The organism is Rugamonas sp. FW305-51, assembly GCF_058786935.1.
In genome coordinates, this window is sequence record NZ_JBYSZG010000047.1 from 22,860 (window position 1) to 46,399 (window position 23,540).

Here is a 23,540-nt window from a genome sequence, read left to right on the forward strand (position 1 = left end):
CAAAGATGCATCTCCGTCAACTTGCCATCCCTACCTGTATGACCACTGCCAATTACCCCAACTACTACTCCGAAACTGTGACCCAGGTCCACCACTGGAACGAAACGCTGTTCAGCTTTAAAACCACGCGCAGCGCGGGTCTGCGTTTCCTGTCCGGCCAGTTTGTGATGATGGGGCTGGAAGTGGAAGGCCGTCCGCTGGTGCGCGCCTACAGCATCGTGAGCCCCCACTACGACGAGGACCTGGAGTTCTACAGCATCAAGGTGCCGAACGGTCCCCTGACGTCGCGCCTGCAGCACCTGAAGGTGGGCGACACTGTCCTGGTGGGCAAGAAGCCGACCGGCACGCTGATCAAGGATAACCTGAAACCGGGCCGCAACCTGTACCTGCTGAGCACCGGCACGGGCCTTGCGCCGTTCATGAGCATCATCCGCGACCCCGAGTACTACGACGACTACGAGCACATCGTGCTGGTGCACGGCGTGCGCTTCGTGAGCGAATTCGGCTACAAGGAATTCATCGAGGCCGAGCTGCACGACCATGAATACCTGGGCGAGCTGATCAAGGACAAGCTGATCTACTGCCCCGTGGCCAGCCGCGAACCGTTCGTGCGCTCCGGCCGCATCCCCGAGCTGCTGGAGACGGGCGCGCTGGCGGCCGAATTCGGCCTGGACCAGCTGGACCCGGAACAGGACCGCGTGATGATTTGCGGCAACCCTGCGATGCTGCACGACCTGTCGGCCATGCTCAAAGCCAAGGGCTTTACCGAAGGCAACATGAACAACCAGGGCAGCTACGTGGTGGAACGGGCCTTCGTCGAGAAGTAAATTTTTGAACGACTCCCAAGCGTTCAGCTCGCGCCGCGCTCCTGCAGCCGGCGCAACTGGGCGGCCTGATAGGCGCCGAAGGCGTCGTTGAACAGGCAGCGGATCAGGGGATCGTCCACCAGCTCCGCCGTCTGGATCTCCGCCTCGGTGGCCGCGTCGAACACGGTGTCGTTGATGCGCAGGTACATCGACGTGAGCGACTCGCCCAGTGCCAGTGCCGCATGGCATTTGGCCAGCGGCACTTCCGTGGTCCAGCCCAGCGGACTGGCATCGTCGTCCGGCAGCAGCGCGATGCTGTCTTTCTCTACCCGGTAGCGGAACTGCGTGACGGCGCCCGCGTGGTCGTACAGCGACAGGCGCCAGACGCGCGCCTGCTCGAAATAGCTGTCCTCCGGCAGCTCCATCCCCGCATACTTTTCCAGCAAGCCCGCGCGGCAATAGTCGAGCACCGATTGCGCCTGCTGCGCCGTGAGCGGCGCGAAATGGCGTGCGATGTCGGCCGTGGAGGGCGGCGCAGCATGGCCGTCGTACTGGTAATCGACGTTCTGTTCACCCACCGGGATCACCCACGGCAGCGGCGCCGCGGGCACCAGCGCGCGCGCGTCCAGCGTCACCGACACGGACGGATCGAGGCGCACCACCTGCGCCTGCGGCAGCGCCGCCGCCACCGCCTGCCCGAACAGCCGGTAGGTGAGCGGGAAGAAGGCCCGGTTGTACCACGACCACGGCTCCTGCTGGAACTGGCAGGAACTGGGCACGACGTAGCGGGGCTTGAGTACCCGCAGCTGCTCGAGCCACTCGGCGGGAATCTCCACCGGATCGATCTCGGCCCGGGACGGCATCAGCACCTCCACCTCGCGCATGGTCTGGAACGGCCACAGCACCATATCCCACGGCGCGTCCTGCGCCAGTTCGGCCAGCGTGACGGGGGCGATCCAGGCGTCGACCACGTTGAGCACATTCAGCCCTTCGGCCCGGACCTGGAACATGGCATCGACGTCGGCGTCGAGCGCCTCGCGCGGGATCACCTCCATCGTCCCCACGGTCACCGGCACGTTGAGCCGCAGCGCATGCACGTGGCGAAAGCCCAGCTCCCGCAGCATGGCGAACAGTTCGTCGAACAGGCAGTAGAGGTAGAGCGGCGTGTCGCGGTCCAGCAGGTCCAGGCTTTCGAGCGAACAGTGGTCGTCGTGGAAGTGCGAAATGAAGACGGCGTCGAAGCGCTGCCGGCGGATCTGCTCCAGGTCGAAGCGTACGTCGGGAAAGGCGTGGCAGTTGCGGCTGAACGGATTTTCGAAGATGGTATCGAAGGCGATGCGCGTGGCGCCGCATTCGAAAACATAGCCGGCGTGCAGGATACGGGAAATGGTCAGGCTCATGGCGGCGCGCTGGCAGGCAGCGAAAGGATGGTTCTCAAGCCGCCATTCTATCCTCCCCGCATGGGCGAGCCTGCGGGCCGGGCGCCGGGCGCCGGGCGCGGGGGCGGCGCCGTTCTGGGGCGGGATGAACAGGTCGTGCGGATAGGTAAACACCCAGTCCGCATAGTGGGCCTTCTGCCGCAGTCCCGCGTCGTCGTCCTCGAAATGATCCTGCTTGATGGGCTGCTGGGCCGACAGCGAATGCACGCCGGCGATGCGGCCCTGTACCAGCACCGGCGCCCATTCCGCCTTGCCCGTGACGGGATCGGCATACAGCCGGCGCAGGTGGCGCGTGGCGCCGGCGAAGCGCGGGTCCTTGAGCAGCTCTTCCAGCGTCTGCGGATACTGGTTGCGCCCGCCCGCGTTGTAGTAGCGGCCGATGGCGTTACGGAACTCATGGCCCACGAACAGCAGCTCGCGTTCCTTGTCGCGCCGCGCCGCCGTGGCGTACAGGTCGCCCGCCACCGTCAGGCCCACGCCCATGAAGGCCACCAGCAGCAGCGTCCACAGGTAGGCGAAGCCGCGCGCGGGGGCGGGCCTGGCGCGGCGCCGTTCACAGCTGGCCAAAGGGCACCCCCTCGCGCGTATTGCCCTTGGCGCCGCTGCGCACGTCGGCCACGCCCGGCTTGTCCACGTCGGGCGAAGGCAGCAGCTGCCAGGTGGAAGACGATTCCGTCACCGGGTCCAGCGGCACCGTGCGGAAGTAGTGCTGCGCCACCAGGTCGGCCAGCGCGGACGGGTATTCGCCCTTGTCGGCGTAATACTTGTCGATCCCGCTGCGCAGCACCTGCAGGTTTTCCTTGAGCGCCACTTCCTTCGACTTTTCCACCGAGCCGAAATAGCGCGGCAGGGCGATGGTCAGCAGCAACGAGATGATGGCCAGTACCACCAGCAGTTCGATCAGCGTGAAGCCGCCCCGCGCGCGCCTGTGCATGGCCGTCACCATTGTTTGAGCGGCACGCCGTTCAGGCCCACCGCGTCCGAGCGCGAGGCCACGTCGAACACGTCCTCGCCCTCGGTGGGGTTGTCCGGCGGCGAGGCGTAGCTGCGCTTGGCCCAGCTGGCCGCCGCGCTGGTGCCGGGCGGGGCGAACGGATCGCGCGGCAGGCGGCGCAGGAAGTACATATTCTGCTTGCGCGGGCTGCGCTGGTCGGGCACGCCCTCCACCAGCTCTTCCAGCTTTTTCGGGTAGCCCGATTCGCCCAGACCCGGCTTGATGCGGCCGTTGTCGGCGGCCCGCTTGTAGGCGTCGATCGCCTCGCGCAGCTCGATCAGGGCCGCGCGCAGCTGGCGTTCCTTGTCGCGCTGCAGGGCCACCTGCGCCATCGGCACGGCCACCGTGGCCAGCGTGGCCATGATGGTGAGCGTGATCATCAGCTCGATGAAGGTGAAGCCGCGCTGGCGCGGGGGACGGGCCGCCATGCTCACTGCCCCTTCTTCGGCGCGTAGGGAATGCCGCCCGGCGGCACCGGCTTGACGGCCGGCGACGCCGGCGGGGCGTTGCCATCGCCGTCCGCACGGGCGCCGTTGTCGGCGGCCGGCTCCGTGCCCATCGCGCCGGCGGCGGCCGGCTCCGTGGGCGGCGCCAGCGGCGCGTCGGCGCCCGTCATGGGCGAACCACCGGTCATGGCCGAAGCGGCGCGCGCGGGCAGGGCAGGCTGGCCGGCGCCTGTACCTGTAACTGCGCCTGTAACTGCACCGGCCGAGGCCAGCACCAGGCCGGCCGCGCCGCGTCCGCCGATCTCGGTCTCGGTGCCGGAATTGAATTCGGCCGCGCTCATTTCCGGGCGCTGGATGGCGCGCAGCACGTGCGGCGTGATCGACAGCACGATCTCGCTGCGGGTGCTGTCGTCCTTCTGGCTGCCGAACAGGCGGTCCAGCACGGGCGCCTCGCCCAGCCCCGGCACCTTGTAGGCCGTCTTGCGGTCCTCGTCGCTGATCAGGCCCGCCAGCACCTGGGTCTCGCCGTCGTGCAGGCGCAGCACGGTGGCGGCGCTGCGGGTGCCGATCTGGTAGGCCTGGGTGCCGGACTTGCTGGTCACCTCCTTGACCACGCTGCTCACTTCCAGGTTGATCTTGATGGCCACCTCGTCGTCCAGGTAGACGTTCGGTTCCACGTCCAGTTTCAGGCCCACGTCCACGTAGTTGACGCTGTCCGAGCTCACGCCGTTGTTGGTGGTGACGGTGATGACGGGCACCCGGTCGCCGATCAGCACCTTGGCCTTGTCCTTGTTGCGCACGCGGATGCGCGGGTTGGCCAGGATGTTGCTATCGGTGTCCGTGCCGGTGGCGTTGATGGCCACCGAGCCCAGTCCCAGCGCGATGTTCTCGCCGTTGATGCGGTGCAGGTCGGCCACCTTCAGGTTGCCCGGCAGGCTGTTGCCCTGGCCGAGCAGGGTCAGGCCGGCGCCGTCGGGCCAGCGTATGCCCAGCTCCTGGCCGCGCGTGCGCTTGACCTCCAGCACCTCCACTTCCAGCATCACTTCGGGGTCGGCCACGTCCTGCACGGCGATGATGCGTTCGGCCATGCGTACCATCTCCGGCGTGTCGCGCATCATGATCATGCCGATCCGCTCGTCGGTCACGATGTCCCTGGCCTTGAGCAGGGTCTTGAGCGTGAAGGCCACCGTCTTGACGTCGGAATTGGCCAGGAAGAAGCTGCGCACCACCAGCTGCTGGTAGTCCTTCACCTTCTGTGCCGTGTTGGGGTAGATGGTGATGGCGCGCTCGCCCGTCACGCTCTGTTCCAGCCCGTTGGCGCCCAGCAGCATGGAGATGGCCTGTTCGATGCTGGCGTCGCGCACCGAGATGGTGGCGCGCAGGTTGGGATCGACGTCGCGGTCGAACACGAAGTTCAGGCCCGAGACCTTGCCGATGAAGTCGAACACGGCCCGTATCGGCGCGTCGCGAAATTCCAGGGTGACGGGCTTGCGGTAGGCCGCCGCCAGCCGGCCGCCGGCCGGGTGCAGCCGGGACTGGGCGTCGGCGATGCGCGTTTTCAGGCGCAGCACGTCGCGCTGGTTGGGGCGCTCCAGCAGCAGCGGGCGCAGCACGTCCTGGGCCTGGGCCAGGCTGGCGTCGCCGCCGCGGGCGAACAGCTGCTCCGCTTCGGCCATGATGCGGCGCTGACGCACGTCCTGCGCCAGTGCGGCCAGCCCCTGGCGCGCCACGCTGTTGGCCGGATCGATGGCCAGCGCCTGCTGGTAGCTTTGCCCGGCGCCGGCCGCATCGCCCTGCTGGCGCTGCAGGTCGGCGCGGCTGTTGTAAGCGTTGACGAGCTTCAGTTTGCGGTTCAGCAGCACCATGCGGTATTCGGCGTTGTGCGGGTCGTCGCGCACGGCCTGTTCCAGCTTGGCGAGGCCCTGGTCGATCTGGCCCGCGTCCAGCAGGGCGTTGCCTTCCTTGTAGCTGGGGCTGCCGGCGCAGCCGCACAGCAGGGCGGTCAGGGACAGGAAGGCGAGTGCGGTGTGACGGTTCAATTGTTGTCCCCTACGGCTAAGGACTGGCGCTCGTTGAGCGGCAGGTAGATGAATTGGAGCGCGCCGTGGGCGGCGCTTTCGAGCAGGTAGTTGTCGTCGATCTTTTCGCCGGGGCGGGCCACCACGTTGCGCCCGTCCGCCTGCAGGAAGTAGGCGCTCTTGCCATCCTCGACAAAGCGGCCCAGGAACTGGAACGGCAGCGGCGGCGCGCCGCCCGGCTGGGTCGCCGCGCCCGACCGCGCCGGCGGCGCCTCGGCCACTGGCGGCGGCAGCACCTTCCTGGGCGCCTCCGGCTGCCAGCTTTGCTTGGCAAACAGGTTGCCCAGTTCATCGTCGGCCACGCGCGGGTGGATCTGCAGGTCCAGCCATTGCGTGGCCGGGGCGCCGTTGGCAGCGGCCGCCGCACCGGCCACGGTTGGCGCAACGGTGGGGCCGGTGCTACCTGCGCCGTCGGCGCTTGGTGCGGCGGCCGGTTCGCGCGTGGTGGCGGCGGCCGGGCCCACCACGCCGCCATCCTGGTCGGGCGCGAACCAGGCGGCCAGCAGGGTGGCGGCGGCCGCCACGCCAAGGACGATCTTCCTCATCGCCGCCCTCCGCCGAGGCGCACCAGCAGCACGAACTGGATGCGCGCTTCCACCTCGCCGGTCTCGATCTGCTCGCGCTTGAAGGCCACCGAATCGAGCGTCAGCGCCGGCACGGCCTGCAGGGCGCCCACGATGAAGTTCTGCACGCTGGTAAATTCAGCCCGCACCGGCAGCGTGATCTGGTAGCGCAGGAACGATGCCTGGCTGTCCTGCTCCGCCTTGTATTCGGCCTTGGCCAGCGTCACGCCGCTGGCCTGGGCCACCCTGGCCAGTTCGCCGAGCTGGTCGGGAATGGTGTCGTGGCCGGGCAGGTAGGCGTAGAACGCGGCCACGCCGTCGGCCTCGGTGACCACGGGCGCGGCCGGCGTGGCGGCGGCGCGCGCGGCAACGGCCAGCTGGCGGCTCAGCGCCGCCTGGCGTTGTTCCAGTTGCGTGCCATGCCAGTACGCCAGCGCGGCCAGCGCCAGGCAGGCCGCGCCCGCGATGGCGGGCACGCCCGTGCGGCGCACGGTGCGCCGTAGCTGCCACGCGAGGCGGGCCGACAGGTTGGGCGCCAGCGTCAGCTTGGGTGCCGTCATTGATGCCATTGGGCCTCCATCTGGAAGCGGTAGGGGTGATCCGGTGCGTTCACGTTCATTTCATGCTTGACCAGGTAGACCGATTGGAACAGCGGCTGCTGGTTGAGGAAGGCCAGGTAGTTGATCATGTCCTGCATGGTTTCCGCCTCGGCCGCGATCTTCAGGGCGCCGGCCGGCGCCGCGGGCACGGCGCCGCCGTCGGCGGCCGGCTGGCTGTTCAGGTCCAGCGCCAGCAGGGCCACGCGCACGTCGCGCGGCGCCTGCACGGTCTTGATCAGGCGCGCCACGGGCAGGTTGAGCTGGCGCACGGCGGCCGCCACGGCCTTCACCTGCTGCTCCAGCGCGCGTTGCTCGGCCGGCGCGCGCGCGGGACGGGTGATGGTGCGGGGCCGGGCCTGCGCCAGCTGGCTTTCCAGCCGGGCCACGGCCTGCTGCCGGGCGTTCCAGCTGATGGCGGCCGGCGCCAGCGCCAGCAGGCCGGCCGCCAGCAGGGCCAGACGCCAGCCCGACAGGGGCACGGGCGCGGGCACGAAGCAGATGCGGCTCACATGGCCGGCGCCGGGCGGCAGCAGCCGCGCCAGTCGGCGGCGCAGGCGCGCCATGGGCGTGGCTGGCCGCGACCCGGGCGATGCGTCCAGGGGCGATCCGGACGGCGGCCCCGATGGCGGTCCCGGTGGCGACCCGGGCGGCGACCCGGGTGGCGAAGAAGGGCCGGCAGAACGGGATGAACGCGCCGCGCGCACCCGGCGGATGAAGTTCATGCCGCCTCCTGCATGTGCGCCGGCGGCAGGGGGCCGAACGGACTGTCGGCCAGCCGGAACGGCGGCGGCAGCACGTCGGCGCCGCCCGCGCGGGCCAGGCGCAGGCTGGCCCCGCTCAGGTCGACGACGGCGATGTCGGTCAGCTGCGCCAGCTCCGGCGCGCGCAGGGTCCAGCGCTGCCAGGCCTGGGCCAGTTCGCCATGCCAGCCCGTGCCGCAGGGCTGGCAGGCGATGGCGGCGATGCGGCCGCCATCGAGCGCGGCCAGCGTCAGCCGGCCCGCTTCCACCACGGCCAGCGCCTGCGGGCGCGACGCCAGCAGCGCGCGCAGCACCACGCTGACGGCCGGTTCGATGGCGCGGCAGCGGGGGCCGGCCGCCGCCTGCAGGTCGGCCAGCAGGGCCGCGTCGATGCCGCAGGCCAGGCGCGGCTGGCCGTAGGGGGCGTCGTCGGCCGCCACGTTCCAGCCGCGCGCCACTTCGCCGTACAGGGCGGCCAGCTGGGTCTGCAGGAAGCGGGCCGCGCCCGCCTCGGTGAGCAGGGCGTCGCTCCACGGCGCCACCAGCAGCTGGCACCAGCGGCCCGCCAGGCTCAGTTCCAGCGCCAGCCCGGCGCCCAGCTGGCCGGGCCGCGCCAGCCAGATGCGCAGCGCGTCCACGGCCGGCTGCCAGTGGCCGGCCGGGTTGGCGATGGCCACCCGCACGGCGCTGGCAGCCTGCGGCCGGCCGCCGCGGCACAGCACGGCCAGCAGCTGCTGGGGCGCCAGGTGCAGGCGCAGCGTGCGCATACCCAGGCGATCAGTAAGTGACACGATTGAGCTCCGTTAAAGTCGTTTCCCCTTGCCGCACCAGGTCCAGCGCCGCTTCGCGCGCGGGCCGGAACGCCATGGCCGCCGCCTCCTCCTTCATGCGTGCCACGGGGGCGCGGGTGCAGATCATTTCGCGCATGGCGTCGTTCAGCACCAGCACCTCGGCCACCGCCTTGCGGCCCTTGTAGCCGGTGCCGCGGCAGTGGCCGCAGCCGGTGCCGGCCTTGAACTGCCAGCTTGCCACCTGCTGCGCCGTCAGCCCGCTGTCGCGCAGCTCCTGCGGGTCCGGCGCCACGTCCACCGCGCAGTGCTCGCAGTTCAGGCGCAGCAGGCGCTGGGCCACGATGCCGTTCAGGGCCGCCGCGAAGCTGTACGGGTCCACCCCCATGTGCAGGAAGCGGCCCACCACGTCGAACACGTTGTTGGCGTGTACCGTGGTAAATACCAGGTGGCCCGTGAGCGACGCCTGGACGGCGATCTGCGCCGTCTCGTCGTCGCGGATCTCGCCGATCATGATCTTGTCCGGGTCGTGGCGCAGGATGGAGCGCAGGCCGCGCGCGAAGGTCAGGCCCTTCTTTTCGTTGACGGGAATCTGCAGCACCCGCGGCAGCCGGTATTCGACCGGGTCTTCGATGGTGACCACCTTGTCGCGCCCCGTGTTAATTTCCGTCAGGGCCGCGTACAGCGTGGTGGTCTTGCCCGAGCCGGTGGGGCCCGTCACCAGCAGCATGCCGTGCGGCTTGGCCGCCAGGCGCCGGATGTGGGCGATGGCATCGCCGTTCAGGCCCAGGCTTTCCAGCCGCAGCGCTTGCGCCGCCTCGGTCAGGGCGCGCCGGTCCAGCAGGCGCAGCACGGCGTCCTCGCCGAAGATGTTGGGCATGATGGAGACCCGGAAGTCGATCTCGCTGCCCTTGACCCGCACCTTGAAGCGCCCGTCCTGGGGCACGCGGCGCTCGGCGATGTCGAGGTCGGCCAGCACCTTGATGCGCGAGATCACCTGCTCGGCCATCTGCAGCCCCTGCACCTGGCCGGCCTGCACCAGCACCCCGTCCACCCGGTACTTGATGACCAGGCTGGCCACGTCGCATTCGAGGTGGATGTCGCTGGCCTGGAACTTGAGCGCGTCGTAGATGGTCGAGTTGACCAGCTTGACGACCGGGCTGCTGTCCTCGCTGATGCGGATCAGGGAAATGTCTTCCACGTCCGTGTCCGCGCCCGGCCCCGCGCCATCCTCGCCCAGCATGCCGGCCATGGCTTGCTGGGCCGATTCGAGCTGGGCCAGGTAGGCCGTCAGGTCGTCGCCGTGGGCCAGCGCCACCGTGAACGGCACGGCCACGGCAAAGCCGGCCCACTGCAGCACGTCCTCGGCCAGCGGGTCGGCGATCACCAGCACCGGCGCGCCATGGCCGCCATCGGCCCCGGCTTCGTGCAGCAGCACGCAGTCGCGCTGGGCGCAATCGGTGTAGGGCAGCAGCTCGAAGGCGGGACGGGCCGCCTGCAGCCGGGCCATGGGCCAGGCCGGGTAGCAGAACAGGGCGGCCAGCTGGCGCGTGAATTCCTCCGGCGTGAGGGCCGCCAGTTCCTGCAGCACGGCCAGCTGGGGCCGGCCCTGTTCCATGGCCGCCGCGCGCGCCGCCTGCAGCAGGGCGGGACCGAGGATGGCGCCTTCGCGGGCGTTCATGACAGGCTCCCGGCCAGTTCGAAAATGGGCATGTACATCAGCACCACCACGCCGCCGATCACCACCCCGATCACCGTCATCAGCAGCGGCTCGAGCAGGCGCGAGGCCCAGTCCACCCAGCGCGCGAATTGCTCGTCGTGGAACTTGGCCGAGCGCTCCAGCATGTCGCCCAGGCGGCCCGTGTTCTCGCCCACCTTGAGCAGCGACTGGGCCACGGGCGTGGCCAGGCCGTGCTGTTCCAGCGCGGCCGAAAACGGCAAGCCCTGTTCGACGGCGCGCCGCGCCAGGGCCAGCTGCGCCTGCTGGGCCGGCAGCAGCATGGCGTTGGTCATGGCCAGCGCCTTGGCCAGCGGGATGCCCGCGTGCAGCAGCAGGCTCAGGGCGCGGTAGCAGCGCGCCAGCCGGAATTCGGCCGCCCGCGCGGCCAGCACCGGCAGGCGCAGCACGGCCAGGATCAGGCGCGCGCGCAGCGGCGCGTGGCCCAGGCCCAGCGCCACGCCGGCCACGGCGCCGCCCAGCGCGCCCAGGCACAGCCACGGGTGGGCCGCCAGCGCGCGGCCAAAGGCCAGCAGCAGCTGCGACATCCACGGGATCTCGCGGCCCGAACTTTCATAGACGACGCTGAACTTGGGCACCACGTAGCCCAGCAAGAACAGGGTGACCAGGGTGCCCACCACCAGCAGCATGGCCGGGTAGATGGCGGCCGACACCAGCTTCTTGCGGATGGCGTCGAACTGCAGCTGGTAGGCCACGTAGCGGGCCAGCGCTTCGGGCAGGTTGCCCGAGCGTTCGGCCGCGTGCACGGTGGCCACGTAGATGTCGGGGAAGATGGCGGGCAAGCCGGCCAGGGTGTCGGAAAAGCTCTGGCCCTGCTGCAGCGCCCGTTCGATGGCGCCCAGCGTGGCGCGCGCGCCGGGACGCTCCTCCTTGTTGCGCAAGGTGGCCATGGCTTCGCCCAGGTTCAGGCCCGCCTCGAGCAGGGCCAACAGCTCCTGGCTGAACTGCAGCAGGGGGAAGGGCTGGGGCCGGGCCGTGGCCGCGCCGGCCGCGCCAGCCATGCCAGCGGTGCCGGTGGCGTGCGCGCCGCCGCCGGGGGCGATGGCCAGCACGCGCCAGCCGTGGCGGGCCGCCAGCCGTATCGCTTCCGCTTCGCTGGCCGCGTCCAGCGCCACGCTGCGGCGCGCCGCGCCGGCGCCTTGCACCTGCAACTGGAACTGCATCTCAGGTCCGGGCCCGGACGTCGGCCGACGGCAAGGGGGAGGGCACGGCGGGGAAATTCGGTGTACGCATGGTTCTATCGCATTCAAAAAATCTCAACAGTCGGGGCAGCCCTGCGCTACCTTAGACTGGCACTGCAAAAAAGGCAATGTTGCACTGCGGCCGGCGACGCCGATACAACAGCGCCGCCGGCGGCGGGACGGCTCCCGGAGGAACCGTCCGTTACGGCGCTTACTGGGTCAGCACGCTGACCTTGTCGATCACGAACGACGTCTGCAGCGACGAATCTTCCGTCTCCGAGAACGACAGCGTCACGGTCTGGCCCTTGTACGGCAACAGGTTGAAGCTGCGGATCTGGTAGCCCGCGGCCGCGTTCACGTTGCTGTAGGTGGCCAGCGTGCCGAGCGTGGTGCCGGCGCTGTTCTTCACGCTCACCGTCAGCTTGTCGTAGGCGGTGCTGCCGCTTTCGGCCGTGTCGATGTGCAGCGCGAAGCTCAGCGTGGCGCTGGTGGCCGTGGACGGGATCACCACGGCCTGGGTCAGCTTCTCGGTGACGGCGCTGCCGTTACCGCCCATCCAGGCGAACTTGGTGCCCTCGTAGGCCGTCTCGCCGCTGTAGGAGCCGATGTCGCCCGTGTTGCCGCTCCAGCCCGTGACGCCGGACTCGAAGCCGCCGTTGGTGACGCGCTCGGTGGTGCCGCCGGTGCTGCTGACGGTGAGCGTGGCGTTGCCGGAAGTGGCTGTCACGGGCGTGGCCGAGGAGTCGGTCACGGTGGCGTTGAACACGGCGCCGTTGTCCGTGCTCTGGGCCGTGAAGCTGTAGGTGGCCGCGTTGGCGCCGCTGATCAGGGCGCCGTTGCGGAACCACTTGTAGGTGTACGGCGCGGTGCCGCCGCTGGCGCCCACGGCGAACGAGGCGGTCGAACCGGCCGCCACCGTGATGCTGGCCGGCTGGGTGCTGATGCTCACCGCGCCGCCGCCGCCCACTTCATCGACGTCGCTGCCCACGTTGATGGCCGCGTAGGCGCGCTGCACGGCGATCGCTTCCTTGCTGCCCACGCCATACAGTTCCTCGGCCGAAGCGAGCACCTTGGCGCGCGCGTCGGCATAGTTGGTCGACGAGGTGAACTTGGTGGTATTGGCCTTGAACCAGATGCGCCACGCCTTGTCGTTGCCGATGCCAGTCATGGCGGCCGGGCTCTTGACCAGGTAGCGGCTGTAGTAGTCGCTCGTCGAGCTGGAATTGGAACCCTGGGACAGGAAGTAGAACATGCGGTTGTTGGGGCCAGAGCTCAGGTGCACGTCCAGGTTCTTGATGGTGCTGCTCCAGGCGTCCGGGCTGCTGCCGTCCTTGCTCGGCTTGTACATCCAGCGCAGCGGCTGGCCATCCTTGGCGATCTCGGTGCCCATCATCCAGTCGTTGCCGGTGGCCGGCACCACGGTGCCGGTGCCGCCGCCGTGGGCGTAGGCTTCGATCATCTCGCCGCCGATGTCCGAGTTCGACTCGTTCAGGCCGCCCGACTCGCCCGAGTAGGTCAGGTTGGAGGTGGCGTCCGTCACGCCGTGCGACATCTCGTGGCCGATCACGTCGATCGAGTCGAGGCTCTTGAAGCTGCTGCCGTCGCCGATGTACATGCACTTGCAGCCCGGCTCGAAGAAGGCGTTGTCGTAGGAATTGTCGACGTGGACGGCGATGTAGGTGGCCGTGTTGTTGCCGTCCAGGCTGGACCAGCCCAGCACGTTCTTCATGCCGTCGTAGGTGTTCATCAGGCCCCACAGCGAATCGACGGCGGCCGTCTGGCCGTTGGCGTTGGTGGTGCTGCCGCCGCTGTAGTTCTGGCCGTCGCCCCAGGTGTTGCTGGTGTTGGTGTAGATGCTGCCCGGGCTGGGGTTGTTGGCCGAGCTGTGGTTGGCGTTGGTGATGGCCATGCCGCCGTAGGTGCCGCCCACGCCGCGGCTGGCATCCTTCATCGAGTAGGTGCTGCCGCTCAGGGTGGTGTTGATGGGCACGGAGCCGCTGTACTGGCTGTTGCCGGTGCCGACCACGGTCTGCAGCGCCTTCCACTGGGCGATCACGGCGCCCGTCCTGGCGCTGACCACCGTGTCATGGTAGACCAGGCGGTTGCCGTCGGCCATGCGGGTGTGGACCATGTAGGCCAGCTCGTAGTGGTCGATCACGTCCACCAGGTCGAGCGCGTTGAGGGCCGATTCAGCCTTGTTGACGGCCGAGGCCACGCGCACCGATTTCATCACGGGGTAGACCAGCAGCTCCGAGGTGGGCGTCCAGCGGTGGATGCCGCGCGGCGCCACCTGCTTGACCACCAGCGCGATGGCGTCGCTGCCGCTCAGGGCCGGGGTCAGGTCGGGCGCGGCCGGCGTGGCCATGGCCACGCGGCCGTGCGCGTCGGCGACATGGGCGCCGGGGCGGCGCTCGGACACGGACTGGCTGACGATGTCGCCGGCCGCATTGGTCACGACCACGGCTTCGGAACCGAACACGCGCAAGCCTTGGTAGGTGTGGTTGACGCGCACGATCTTGGTGCCGGCCACGCCCGGATGCTGGCTGGCGATCTGGAAGCTGTGCTCCGCACCCAGGCCCAGCGTGCTGTCCTTGGCGCTCAGCTTGGCCACCAGGCTGGCGCTCTCTTGTGGAGAGACCAGGGCGACGGGCGCTGCCATCAGGGGACCGGCTGCCTGGGCAGCAGTGGACGCCACCACCGGCAGGGCGGCGATGGATGCGGCAAGTAGGGTCTTACGTAAATTCATCTCTTCTCCATGGGGTATTGTTCGTTCGATTGAAGGGTTGCCTGGCCGGGGGTAACGTGGCCAGCCCGGCGCTTCCCGCGTCCGTCCGGCGGGGTGGCCGGGCGGCGCTGGGTACGGCGGAAACAGCGGGCAGGGGCACACTATGCCGTTCGCCGGGGCCAAGTCAAAAAACTTGGAAAATTGGTCGCAGCGGGGAAGAATGTTCAAAATGGGACATTCTTGTAAGCATCACAACGGCCGCTTTTACCGCAATTTGGGGTGGGAATCGCGCACGATAGGTCGTTTTTGTGTGAAATCCGCCACGAAATAGGTGTAACACTCTAAATGCGTGACTTACGCAACACTTCGGTGGTCTTGGCGCGAGGTAAAGGTTGCGAAATTTTAATATTGCGATTTACACTAGGTCGCAACGGCGGGAATACCGTTTCGGCCGGCATACTACAAGCGCGGGGCACGACCCTCGGCACCATCGCGCACATCGGGAACCACAGGAAGAAAAACATGACTGCTCACCCACGTCTGGCAAGACGCTATCGCATGTCCCGCAACGTGCCCAGCGCAGTGCTGCCCCCTCCCACATAGCCAATTCCGGTCTGCGCCGCGCGCGCAGTCCCGGCGCCCTGCGCGCGCCCGTCCGGGCGCGGCGCGGCGTCCTGTCATTTCAGCGGATATGTTCGCCGTCGCGGGGCCTGTGCCCGGCGGGCCGGCGCGGCGACGCAAGCAGGAGAGCACTATGCTGTCGATAGCTACCAAAGTAGAGCGCATCGTCATGGAATCGGCGTTTCTGACCGAAGGGCTGGGCCGTGGCCTGATCAATTTATCGGAACTGGCGCGCCAGCTGCAGCCGCAGCTCGAGAGCGACCTGTGGAAGCCGGTCGGCCAGGCGGCCGTCGTGATGGCGCTGCGGCGCGTGTCCGAGCGCCTGCCGCCCGTGCGCGAGAGCCAGATCGTGCTGGCCCAGAAGACGGGCGAACTGACCACCCGCACCGAGCTGACGGAATTCACCTTCCGCTATTCGGAACACACCCATGAATGCCACCGCCAGCTGCTGGCGCAGACGGAACCGGTGCGCGGCGCCTTCGTGACCGTCACGCGCGGCGTCAACGAGGTGATGGTGATCTGCAGCCGGCCCTTGATCGGCGTGGTGGAGCAAGTGTTCGCCGGCGAGCGCCTGCTGGCGCGGCTCGAACACCTGAACGCGGTGACGCTGCACCTGAATCCGGAAACATGCCGCACGCCGGGCATCTACCACGCCGTGCTCAAGCAGCTGGCGTGGGACAAGATCAGCCTGGTCAACATGATCTGCACCTATACGGAGCTGACCTTGCTGCTCGAGCAGCAGCAGACGGGAGCCGCGTTTTCCGTGCTGTCGAAGATCGTGGCGCCGCCCCGGCCGGGGCTGCGCTAGCGCTTTGCTACCGGCGCCGCCGGGCGCTGGCCGCGCGGCGCGCGGCACCGTTCCCTGACCTCAAGCCATCCAGAAGAACACGGCCGTCATGCGCTTGTCGCCATGGTCGCAGCCGAAGTAGCTGCTGGCCGAGTGCACCAGGTTGGCCCGGTACAGCAGGATGCGGTTGTAGACATTGTCCACCCGCAGCTCCTCCTGCCAGGCCTGCGGCGGCAGGCTGGTCACGCCCAATGCTTCGCGCAGGTTGGCGTGCGGCAGGCTGCACACGTTGCCGCCCAGCGTGCCGTCCGGGTAGCGCAGGCGGTAGAACGAGGTGCCGGCCGCCGGCAGCGGTGCGGGCGACAGGTAGATCACGGCCGCGTAGCGGCACAACCTGGTCGAATCCGTATGCGGCCGGGCGCCCGACTCGATGCCGCCCACCAGCTGCACGTAGTTGTGATTGAGCGTGCTGCCCTGCGGCGTGGCCTCCTGCCACAGCCGTTTGGCGCCCGTCACCTGTTTCACCCACGCTTCCACCTGCGCCAGTTCGTCCGGCAGCAGGGCGCCGGCGCTGCGCATGCCGGGCCACGGCTCGGGGCGGTGCGGCGCGCCCAGTTCCCAGTCCGCCTTGGCGAAACAGCGGCGCGACACTTGGTCCGCGTTGGGCAGGATGTAATCGGCCACCCAGTAGTCGCGCCCCAGCTGCGGCTTGCGGTAGGTGAGGGCCGGCCGGCGGGCCGGGGCCTGGGGCGCGGCGCGGCTGTCGCGCATCATTTCTTGTCCGTGTCGCTCGAGAAGTTCAGCTGCGGCGCCTCCTCGTCCGGTTTCTGTTCGGTGGGCGGCGGCGCGCTCTCCTCGCTGGACGGGGTGTCGAGCTTCAGTTCCAGCTGCTCGTGCATGTCGACCTTCTTCTCGACCGAGACCAGGCGCGGGAAGCTGATGATGAGGGCCACCATGATGATCTGGATCAGCACGAACGGGATGGCGCCCCAGTAGATGTCGGACGTCTTCACTTCCTTGGAGGCCACCGAGCGCAGGTAGAACAGGGCGAAACCGAACGGCGGGTGCATGAACGAGGTCTGCATGTTCACCCCCAGCAGCACGCCGAACCAGATCAGGTCGATGCCGAGCTTGTCGGCCACCGGGCCCACCAGCGGCACCAGGATGAAGGCCAGCTCGAAGAAGTCGAGGAAGAAGGCCAGCAGGAAGAACATCAGGTTGACCACGATCAGGAAGCCGGTGCTGCCGCCGGGCAGGCTCGAGAGCAGGTGTTCCACCCACAGGTCGCCGTTCACGCCGCGGAACACGAGCGAGAACACGGTCGAGCCGATCAGGATGAAGATCACGAAGCAGGCCAGGCGCGTGGTCGAATCCATGGCCTGGCGCGTCAGGCTCCACGACAGCCGGCCGTTGAGCATGGCCAGGATGATGGCGCCCATGGCGCCCATGCCGCCGCCCTCGGTGGGCGTGGCCAGGCCGACGAAGATGGTGCCCAGCACCAGGAAGATCAGGGCCAGCGGCGGGATCATGACGAACACCACCCGCTCGGCCATGCGCGACAGCAGGCCCAGTTTCAGGTGGCGGTTGGCCAGCGCGAACAGGAACGAACCGACGATGCCCACGCCGGCCGAGAAGATGCCCAGTTCATCGGCCGCCAGGGCCGGATGGCCGGCGCCGTAGTAGCGGGCGAAGGCGAACGAGGCGGCCACGGCGCCCACCACCAGGGCCAGCAGCGAACGGGCGCCGCTGTCGCCGTTCGGTTCGCGCAGATTGCGCGCTTCCAGCGGCAGGGCCGGCACCATCTTGGGCCGGAAGATGGAGATCAGCAGCACGAAGCCGGCATACATCACCGTCAGCAGCAGGCCGGGCACGAAGGCGGCCTTGTACATGTCGCCCACCGAGCGGCCCAGCTGGTCGGCCATCACGATCAGCACCAGCGACGGCGGGATGATCTGGGCCAGCGTGCCGGAGGCGGCGATCACGCCCGAGGCCAGGCGCTTGTCGTAGCCGTAGCGCAGCATCACGGGCAGCGAGATCAGGCCCATGGAAATGACGGAGGCGGCCACCACGCCCGTGGTGGCGGCCAGCAGGGCGCCCACGAAGATCACGGCATAGGCCACGCCGCCGCGGATGGGGCCGAACAGCTGGCCTATCGTGTCGAGCAGGTCCTCGGCCATGCCGGAGCGCTCCAGTACCAGCCCCATGAAGGTGAAGAAGGGGATGGCCAGCAGCGTGTCGTTGGCCATGATGCCGAAGATGCGGTTGGGCAGGGCCTGCAGCAGTTCGATGTTGAGCAGGCCAAGCTTGATGCCCACCAGGCCGAAGAACAGGCCGTTGGCGGCCAGGGAAAACGCCACCGGGAAGCCCGATAGCAGGAAGATCACCAGGGCGCCGAACATGATCGGGGCCAGATTCGCTGTCAAGAATAATTCCATGTCTCGCGTTCCGCTCTCTTATAGGTAGGGGGGATTACTGCAGCTTGTTGGCGGCCTTGATGGCCGCGATTTCCTCTTCCGGCGTGGCCACGTGCTTGGCAAATTCGTGGCCGTCGATCTTCCCGGCCAGGAAGGCGATGCGCTTGATGATCTCGGACACGCCCTGCAGCACCATCAGCGTGAAGCCGACCGGCACCAGCAGCTTGGCCGGCCACACGATCAGGCCGCCCGCGTTGCTCGACATCTCGCCGCTGTGGATGGACACCAGCGCGAACGGCACGCCGAAATACAGGATGACCAGCGAGATCGGCATCAGGAACAGCACAAAGCCGAACAGGTCGATCCAGACCTGGGTGCGCTTGGAGAAGCGGCCGGCGATGACGTCGATGCGCACATGCTCGTCGCGCTTGAGGGTGTGGCTGGAAGCGAGCATGAACATGGCCGCGAACAGGTACCACTGGATTTCCAGCCAGGCGTTGGAGCTGGCGTTGAAGATGTAGCGCACCAGGGCGTTGACGGTGCAGATGACGACGGCCGCCAGCAGCGCATAGGCCACCGCGGACGCGATCTTTTCGTTGAGCAGGTCGATGGCCCGCGATATCGACATAAACATTCCGGTCTCCTCGTTTCGGTATAGGCGTTGCTGGCCGGGCGCTGCGTTGGCGCCCGGGGTAATGTCTTGCGTGCTGCGTGCTGCGTACTCGCGCTGCCGGCGCGGCGGGGCGGGCGGGGCGCCCCCCCTCCCCCCCGCGCGGCGGCCGTTTTGTCGCTTACTTGGCCAGCTGGGCCCGCACGCGGGCGATGGCGGCGCGCACCTGGTTGGGGGCCGTGCCGCCCACGTGGTCGCGCGCGGCCACCGAACCTTCCAGCGTCAGCACGGCGAACACGTCGTCGGCGATCAGGTCGGAGAAGGCGCGCAGCTGCTCCAGCGACAGGTCGGCCAGGTCGCAGCCCTGGTCGACACAGGCGCGCACGGCGCGCGCCACGGCTTCGTGCGCGTCGCGGAACGGCAGGCCCTTCTTGACCAGGTAGTCGGCCAGGTCGGTGGCGGTGGCGTAGCCCTGCAGGGCGGCGCTGCGCATCGCTTCCGGCTTGACGCTGATGCCGCCGGCCATGTCGGCGAAGATGCGCAGCGTGTCGACCACCGTATCGACCGTGTCGAACAGCGGTTCCTTGTCTTCCTGGTTGTCCTTGTTGTAGGCCAGCGGCTGGCCTTTCATCAGGGTCAACAGGCCCATCAGGTGGCCGTAGACGCGGCCCGTCTTGCCGCGCGCCAGTTCCGGCACGTCCGGGTTCTTCTTCTGCGGCATGATGGACGAGCCGGTGCAGAAGCGGTCGGCGATGTCGATGAAGCCCACCCGTGGGCTCATCCAGATCACCAGTTCTTCCGACATGCGCGACACGTGGGTCATGATCAGCGAGGCGGCGGCCGTGAATTCGATCGCGAAATCGCGGTCCGAGACGGCGTCCAGCGAGTTGTGGCAGACGTCGTCGAAGCCCAGCGTCTTGGCCACGCGCACGCGGTCGATGGGGAAGGTGGTGCCGGCCAGCGCGGCCGCGCCCAGCGGCAGGCGGTTGACGCGCTTGCGGCAATCGGCCATGCGCTCGGCGTCGCGTCCGAACATCTCGACGTAGGCCAGCATGTGGTGGCCGAAGGTGATCGGCTGGGCCACCTGCATGTGGGTGAAGCCGGGCAGGATGGTGTCGGCGTGGTCTTCGGCCAGGTCGGTCAGGGCGCCGCGCAGGGCCGCCAGCAGGACCAGGATGTCGTCGATGGCCGAGCGTACGTAGAGGCGGATGTCGGTGGCCACCTGGTCGTTGCGCGAGCGGCCCGTGTGCAGCCGCTTGCCGGCGTCGCCCACCAGTTCGGTCAGGCGTTTTTCGATATTGAGGTGCACGTCTTCCAGGTCCAGCAGCCATTCGAACTGGCCGGCCTCGATTTCCTGGGCGATCTGGGTCATGCCGCGCTCGATTTCGGCGCGGTCGGCGGCGCTGATGATGCCCTGGGCGGCCAGCATTTCGGCGTGCGCCAGCGAACCCTGGATGTCGGCCTTGGCCAGGCGTTTGTCGAAGAAGACCGAGGCGGTGTAGCGCTTGACCAGGTCGGAGACCGGTTCGGAGAAACGCGCAGACCAGGCTTCGCTTTTTTTGGAGAGTTGTGCTGTCATGGTGATAAGAAGGGGCTAGGTGGACCGGATGATTTGATTGATTATAAACAAGGATGGCCCGGCACAGCATAAATAGGGGCGGATCGGGCCCGATACGGGCGCGCGGCGGGGGAATTTGGCGACAATCGGGGCCGCCCGCGCCCCGAACGGCGCCCGGACGGCCCGGCGCCGGCGCCCGGGCCGCCATCCTGCGCCTGCGGGCATGAGCGGAAAAGGGGATATATTTGCGCGCTCATAAACCCCGCCGCCAAATCAGGTATATTGTCTGCTGAGGCGGGAGCATTCTGGCCCGGCCTGTTTTCCTGGATCGGACAAGATATGCGAGTGCTCAAGACTTTGCTGTTTTATCTGGGGAGCGCACTGCTGTTTTGCTGCGCGACGGGCAACTTGTACGCCGACGAGGCGGCTGCACCCAAGGGCACGCTGGTCATCATCGGCGGCGGCCTGCGGGGCGACAACGCCGAGGTCTGGCAGCGCATCGTGCAGCTGGCCGGCGGCAAGGGGGCCCGCATCGCCGTGTTCCCGTCGGCCTCGGCCTATCCCGAGCAGGCCGGCCTGTCCATCATCAGGCGTCTGGACCAGTATGGCGCCAATGCCTTCCTGGTGCCGGTGGCCGTCAAGCTGGCCGACAGCGACTTCCGCAAGGCCGCCGACGATGCCAATCTGGCCGATTCCGTACGCCGTGCCGGCGGTGTGTTCTTTGCCGGCGGCGACCAGGCCCGCATCACCCGCGCCCTGCTGCGCGAGGACGGCCAGCGCAGCGCCACGCTGGAAGCGGTGTGGGAGGTGTACCGCCGCGGTGGCGTCATCGCCGGCACCAGCGCCGGCGCCGCCATCATGAGCAGCACCATGTTCTACGAACCGAAGACGGTACTGGCCACGCTCAAGCAGGGCGTGACGGAAGGCCGCGAGATCGCGCCCGGCCTCGGCTTCATCGGCGACGACGTGTTCGTCGACCAGCACCTGCTGGTACGGGGGCGCTTCGCCCGCATGATTCCCGCCATGCTCAAGAAGGGCTACCAGATCGGGCTGGGGGTGGACGAGAACACGGCCATGGTGATCGACAGCCGGCGCGAAGTGGAAATCGTCGGTTACACGGGCGCGCTGCTGATCGACCTGTCGCGCGCCACCACGGACGATGCGGCCGCCGAATTCAACGTCAAGAACGTCGTGATCAGCTATCTGGACCATGGCGACAAATACAATCTGGCTTCGCGCCGTTATACGCCCGCGCCCGACAAGGCAGCCGGCAAGCTCGATCCCAAGCGTCCCTATTCGAAGGTGCCCGTGTTCAGCGGCGACATCCTGGGCAGCAATGCCGTGATCGACCTGATGGAAAAGCTGATCGACAACAGCCAGGAGGAGGCGCTGGGCCTGGCCCTGAGCGCGCCGGGCGAGGCCACGCCGGACCTGGGCTTCGAGTTCCGGTTCACCAAGACGGCCGACAGCGTGGGTTACCAGTCGCCCATGGCCGAGGCCTACTCGATCTACAACCTGCGCCTCGACATCCGCCCCATTCATTTGCAGCTGCCGCTGTACCAGTACAAATAGGCAGGGCGGCCGCTTCCGGCCGACCGCCTGTTGCGCCGCCCCGGCGCCCGGAACGGAATTACAATACGGCCCACTTGCCGATTGAATTCCTTACCTGGGAGCCGCCATGAAGTTTCACCTGTCCCGTTCCGCCGTGCGCCGCCGTCTGCTGGGCGCCGCGCTGGCCTGCGCCGGCGCACTGCCTGCCTATGCCACCGTCGCCGGAACGGGCGGCGCTGCGTCGCGCAGCGCGCCCATGGCCGTAGTGACGGCCGCACCCGCCGCCGCACCCGCCGCCGCATCGTCGGCCGCATCGGCACCGGCCACCATGCGGCTCGACTATCTGCACACGGGCAATGCGGCGGCCGAACAATATGCCATCGAGCGGGTGGTGATCGAACCGCTGCCGTGGCCGGGCAACATGGCGCGCACGGTGGACGACACTGACCGAGGCGTCAACAAGTTCGAGGTGGTGGACAAGGCCAGCGGCAAGCTGTTCTATTCGCGCGGCTTTTCCACCGTGTTCAACGAATGGCGCTCGACGGGCGAAGCGGAAAAGGCCAGCCGCGGTTTCGAGGAATCGGTGCGCTTTCCCCAGCCGGCACACCCCGTCACGGTGCGCATCCTCAAGCGCGACGACAACAACGCCTTCACGCTGGCCTGGAGCATGGAGCTGGACCCGGCCGCACAGGACGTGGTGCGCAAGCAGGAACCGTCGGCCCTGCGTCCCATTCCTATCCATGTGAGCGGCCCGTCGCCGGACAAGGTCGACCTGCTGATCCTGGGCGATGGCTACACGGCCGGCGAGATGAAGAAATTCGAGGCGACGGCGCGCCGCATGGCGCGGCAGCTGTTCTCCGTCTCCCCGTTCCGCGAACGGGCCAACGACTTCAACGTCTGGGCGCTGGCCGCGCCGACGCCGGAATCGGGCGTCTCGCGTCCCTCCACCGGCGTGCACCACGCCTCGCGCCTTGGCACGCGCTACGACATTTTCGGCAGCGAGCGCTATGTGCTGGCCACCGACAACCGCGCCCTGCGCGAACTGGCCCAGAACGCCCCCTACGAATTCATCGAAATCATCGTCAACAACGACACGTACGGCGGGGGCGGCATCTTCGGCCAGTTCAGCACGGCGGCGGCCAACAGCGACTGGGCCAAATACCTGTTCATCCACGAATTCGGCCACCACTTCGCGGGCCTGGCCGACGAGTACTACACCTCGCCGGCCGTGTACCGGCCCAGCGGCACGCGGATCGAACCGTGGGAGCCGAACGCCACCGCGCTGCGCGACCCGGCCAACGTGAAATGGAAGCGGTTCGTGGCGCCGGGGACGGCGCTGCCGACGGCCTGGCCGAAGGCGGAATTCGAAGCCTATTCACGCCAGATCCAGCAGCAGCGGCTCGCGCTGCGGGCGCAGCAGCGGCCCGAATCGGAAATGAGCGCCCTGTTCAAGCGCGAACTGGCGCATGAAGAAGAGCTGTTCTCGCGCGCCCCCAAGCGGCAAGCGGTGGGCGCCTACGAAGGGGCCAATTACGAAGCGACCGGCTACTACCGGGCGCAGATGCAGTGCATGATGTTCGACCGCAGCGACCAGTTCTGCGCCGTGTGCCAGGACGCCATCAGCACCATCATCGACCTCTATTCGCGGCCGGAACAGCCATAAAAGCGCGCCGGGCGGCGATGTGATACTGATAGGAAATTGTCGAGCTTGGTTATGTATCGCACAGAGCGGCGTCGGCAGGACCTTTAACCTGCACTTCGCTTAACTGAACCTTAAAAAGGAAACGATGATGACTAAACTGATGACCGCCCTGATGGCCACCGTGCTTGCCACCGCCGCCTACGCCCAGACTCCCGCCGCGCCGCAAACGGAGCCCGCCCCGGCCGCTGCCGCCGCCCCTA

19 protein-coding genes are annotated in these 23,540 nt (G+C 68.2%); 4 read left to right on the plus strand and 15 right to left on the minus strand.

Annotated features, from left to right (window positions below; translation table 11 throughout):
* The first annotated feature begins 38 nt into the window (after positions 1–38).
* Positions 39–827, plus strand: coding sequence for a ferredoxin--NADP reductase (locus tag AC3WOS_RS23725; protein ID WP_492719139.1), 789 nt, complete (start codon positions 39–41; stop codon positions 825–827).
* 23 nt (positions 828–850) lie between these two features.
* On the opposite strand, the gene AC3WOS_RS23730 is transcribed toward AC3WOS_RS23725, so the two are convergent.
* The 11 genes from AC3WOS_RS23730 to AC3WOS_RS23780 all read right to left on the minus strand — a co-directional run bounded on the left by AC3WOS_RS23730 (position 851) and on the right by AC3WOS_RS23780 (position 14,118).
* Positions 851–2,812 carry an MBL fold metallo-hydrolase gene (locus AC3WOS_RS23730; RefSeq protein ID WP_492719140.1) on the minus strand — a complete coding sequence of 654 codons (1,962 nt, stop codon included), beginning with the start codon at positions 2,810–2,812 and terminating at the stop codon, positions 851–853.
* A complete protein-coding gene (locus tag AC3WOS_RS23735) occupies positions 2,799–3,179 on the minus strand; it encodes a type II secretion system protein (protein ID WP_492719141.1) in 381 nt (126 codons plus the stop codon). Before AC3WOS_RS23735 ends, AC3WOS_RS23730 begins: the two co-directional genes overlap by 14 nt.
* Before the next feature lie 5 nt (positions 3,180–3,184).
* On the minus strand, positions 3,185–3,667 hold the full coding sequence (locus tag AC3WOS_RS23740) for a type II secretion system protein (RefSeq protein WP_492719142.1): 483 nt from the start codon (positions 3,665–3,667) through the stop codon (positions 3,185–3,187).
* Positions 3,668–3,669: 2 nt separating this feature from the next.
* On the minus strand, positions 3,670–5,724 hold the full coding sequence (locus AC3WOS_RS23745; RefSeq protein ID WP_492719144.1) for a secretin GspD/PilQ domain-containing protein: 2,055 nt from the start codon (positions 5,722–5,724) through the stop codon (positions 3,670–3,672).
* Positions 5,721–6,308: a hypothetical protein gene (locus AC3WOS_RS23750; RefSeq protein WP_492719146.1), complete on the minus strand. Its 588-nt coding sequence runs from the start codon at positions 6,306–6,308 to the stop codon at positions 5,721–5,723. Before AC3WOS_RS23750 ends, AC3WOS_RS23745 begins: the two co-directional genes overlap by 4 nt.
* A complete protein-coding gene (locus tag AC3WOS_RS23755) occupies positions 6,305–6,895 on the minus strand; it encodes a hypothetical protein (RefSeq protein WP_492719148.1) in 591 nt (196 codons plus the stop codon). Before AC3WOS_RS23755 ends, AC3WOS_RS23750 begins: the two co-directional genes overlap by 4 nt.
* On the minus strand, positions 6,883–7,488 hold the full coding sequence (locus tag AC3WOS_RS23760; RefSeq protein ID WP_492719150.1) for a hypothetical protein: 606 nt from the start codon (positions 7,486–7,488) through the stop codon (positions 6,883–6,885). The genes AC3WOS_RS23755 and AC3WOS_RS23760 overlap by 13 nt, the downstream gene beginning before the upstream one ends.
* 155 nt (positions 7,489–7,643) lie before the next feature.
* Positions 7,644–8,456: a hypothetical protein gene (locus AC3WOS_RS23765; protein ID WP_492719152.1), complete on the minus strand. Its 813-nt coding sequence runs from the start codon at positions 8,454–8,456 to the stop codon at positions 7,644–7,646.
* Positions 8,443–10,134, minus strand: a complete 1,692-nt coding sequence (locus tag AC3WOS_RS23770) for a GspE/PulE family protein (protein ID WP_492719154.1) — start codon at positions 10,132–10,134, stop codon at positions 8,443–8,445. Before AC3WOS_RS23770 ends, AC3WOS_RS23765 begins: the two co-directional genes overlap by 14 nt.
* Positions 10,131–11,354, minus strand: a complete 1,224-nt coding sequence (locus AC3WOS_RS23775) for a type II secretion system F family protein (RefSeq protein ID WP_492719156.1) — start codon at positions 11,352–11,354, stop codon at positions 10,131–10,133. The genes AC3WOS_RS23770 and AC3WOS_RS23775 overlap by 4 nt, the downstream gene beginning before the upstream one ends.
* A gap of 229 nt (positions 11,355–11,583) precedes the next feature.
* Positions 11,584–14,118 carry a M4 family metallopeptidase gene (locus tag AC3WOS_RS23780; protein WP_492719158.1) on the minus strand — a complete coding sequence of 845 codons (2,535 nt, stop codon included), beginning with the start codon at positions 14,116–14,118 and terminating at the stop codon, positions 11,584–11,586.
* Between the two features lie 733 nt (positions 14,119–14,851).
* On the opposite strand from AC3WOS_RS23780, the gene AC3WOS_RS23785 reads away from it, so the two are divergent.
* Positions 14,852–15,526: a hypothetical protein gene (locus AC3WOS_RS23785; protein WP_492719160.1), complete on the plus strand. Its 675-nt coding sequence runs from the start codon at positions 14,852–14,854 to the stop codon at positions 15,524–15,526.
* A gap of 60 nt (positions 15,527–15,586) precedes the next feature.
* Here AC3WOS_RS23785 and AC3WOS_RS23790 read toward each other — a convergent pair whose 3' ends face one another.
* The 4 genes from AC3WOS_RS23790 to argH all read right to left on the minus strand — a co-directional run bounded on the left by AC3WOS_RS23790 (position 15,587) and on the right by argH (position 20,108).
* Positions 15,587–16,279, minus strand: a complete 693-nt coding sequence (locus tag AC3WOS_RS23790; RefSeq protein WP_492719162.1) for a DUF6445 family protein — start codon at positions 16,277–16,279, stop codon at positions 15,587–15,589.
* Positions 16,276–17,940 (minus strand): TRAP transporter large permease, encoded by a 1,665-nt coding sequence (locus AC3WOS_RS23795; protein ID WP_492719164.1) that lies wholly within the window; start codon positions 17,938–17,940, stop codon positions 16,276–16,278. The genes AC3WOS_RS23790 and AC3WOS_RS23795 overlap by 4 nt, the downstream gene beginning before the upstream one ends.
* 34 nt (positions 17,941–17,974) lie before the next feature.
* Entirely contained in the window at positions 17,975–18,547 is a 573-nt protein-coding gene (locus AC3WOS_RS23800) for a TRAP transporter small permease subunit (RefSeq protein WP_492719172.1), read from the minus strand.
* A 163-nt stretch (positions 18,548–18,710) separates the two neighbouring features.
* On the minus strand, positions 18,711–20,108 hold the full coding sequence (gene argH / locus AC3WOS_RS23805; protein WP_492719166.1) for an argininosuccinate lyase: 1,398 nt from the start codon (positions 20,106–20,108) through the stop codon (positions 18,711–18,713).
* 318 nt (positions 20,109–20,426) lie between these two features.
* Here argH and AC3WOS_RS23810 point away from each other — a divergent pair, with 318 nt between their 5' ends.
* Positions 20,427–21,659 (plus strand): cyanophycinase, encoded by a 1,233-nt coding sequence (locus AC3WOS_RS23810; protein ID WP_492719168.1) that lies wholly within the window; start codon positions 20,427–20,429, stop codon positions 21,657–21,659.
* Positions 21,660–21,894: 235 nt separating this feature from the next.
* Positions 21,895–23,301, plus strand: a complete 1,407-nt coding sequence (locus tag AC3WOS_RS23815) for an IgA Peptidase M64 (RefSeq protein WP_492719174.1) — start codon at positions 21,895–21,897, stop codon at positions 23,299–23,301.
* The last annotated feature ends 239 nt before the right edge of the window (positions 23,302–23,540 follow it).

What these genes read in the sequence shown, in the direction of transcription:
- AC3WOS_RS23815 (WP_492719174.1), top strand. Translation starts at nt 21,895, where the DNA reads ATGGCCGTAGTGACGGCCGCACCCGCCGCCGCACCCGCCGCCGCATCG.
- AC3WOS_RS23790 (WP_492719162.1), bottom strand. Translation starts at nt 16,279, where the DNA reads ATGATGCGCGACAGCCGCGCCGCGCCCCAGGCCCCGGCCCGCCGGCCG.
- AC3WOS_RS23810 (WP_492719168.1), top strand. Translation starts at nt 20,427, where the DNA reads ATGCGAGTGCTCAAGACTTTGCTGTTTTATCTGGGGAGCGCACTGCTG.
- AC3WOS_RS23740 (WP_492719142.1), bottom strand. Translation starts at nt 3,667, where the DNA reads ATGGCGGCCCGTCCCCCGCGCCAGCGCGGCTTCACCTTCATCGAGCTG.
- AC3WOS_RS23785 (WP_492719160.1), top strand. Translation starts at nt 14,852, where the DNA reads ATGCTGTCGATAGCTACCAAAGTAGAGCGCATCGTCATGGAATCGGCG.
- AC3WOS_RS23775 (WP_492719156.1), bottom strand. Translation starts at nt 11,354, where the DNA reads ATGCAGTTCCAGTTGCAGGTGCAAGGCGCCGGCGCGGCGCGCCGCAGC.
- AC3WOS_RS23760 (WP_492719150.1), bottom strand. Translation starts at nt 7,488, where the DNA reads ATGGCGCGCCTGCGCCGCCGACTGGCGCGGCTGCTGCCGCCCGGCGCC.
- AC3WOS_RS23735 (WP_492719141.1), bottom strand. Translation starts at nt 3,179, where the DNA reads ATGCACAGGCGCGCGCGGGGCGGCTTCACGCTGATCGAACTGCTGGTG.
- AC3WOS_RS23755 (WP_492719148.1), bottom strand. Translation starts at nt 6,895, where the DNA reads ATGGCATCAATGACGGCACCCAAGCTGACGCTGGCGCCCAACCTGTCG.
- argH (WP_492719166.1), bottom strand. Translation starts at nt 20,108, where the DNA reads ATGACAGCACAACTCTCCAAAAAAAGCGAAGCCTGGTCTGCGCGTTTC.
- AC3WOS_RS23725 (WP_492719139.1), top strand. Translation starts at nt 39, where the DNA reads ATGACCACTGCCAATTACCCCAACTACTACTCCGAAACTGTGACCCAG.
- AC3WOS_RS23780 (WP_492719158.1), bottom strand. Translation starts at nt 14,118, where the DNA reads ATGAATTTACGTAAGACCCTACTTGCCGCATCCATCGCCGCCCTGCCG.
- AC3WOS_RS23770 (WP_492719154.1), bottom strand. Translation starts at nt 10,134, where the DNA reads ATGAACGCCCGCGAAGGCGCCATCCTCGGTCCCGCCCTGCTGCAGGCG.
- AC3WOS_RS23750 (WP_492719146.1), bottom strand. Translation starts at nt 6,308, where the DNA reads ATGAGGAAGATCGTCCTTGGCGTGGCGGCCGCCGCCACCCTGCTGGCC.
- AC3WOS_RS23795 (WP_492719164.1), bottom strand. Translation starts at nt 17,940, where the DNA reads ATGGAATTATTCTTGACAGCGAATCTGGCCCCGATCATGTTCGGCGCC.
- AC3WOS_RS23800 (WP_492719172.1), bottom strand. Translation starts at nt 18,547, where the DNA reads ATGTCGATATCGCGGGCCATCGACCTGCTCAACGAAAAGATCGCGTCC.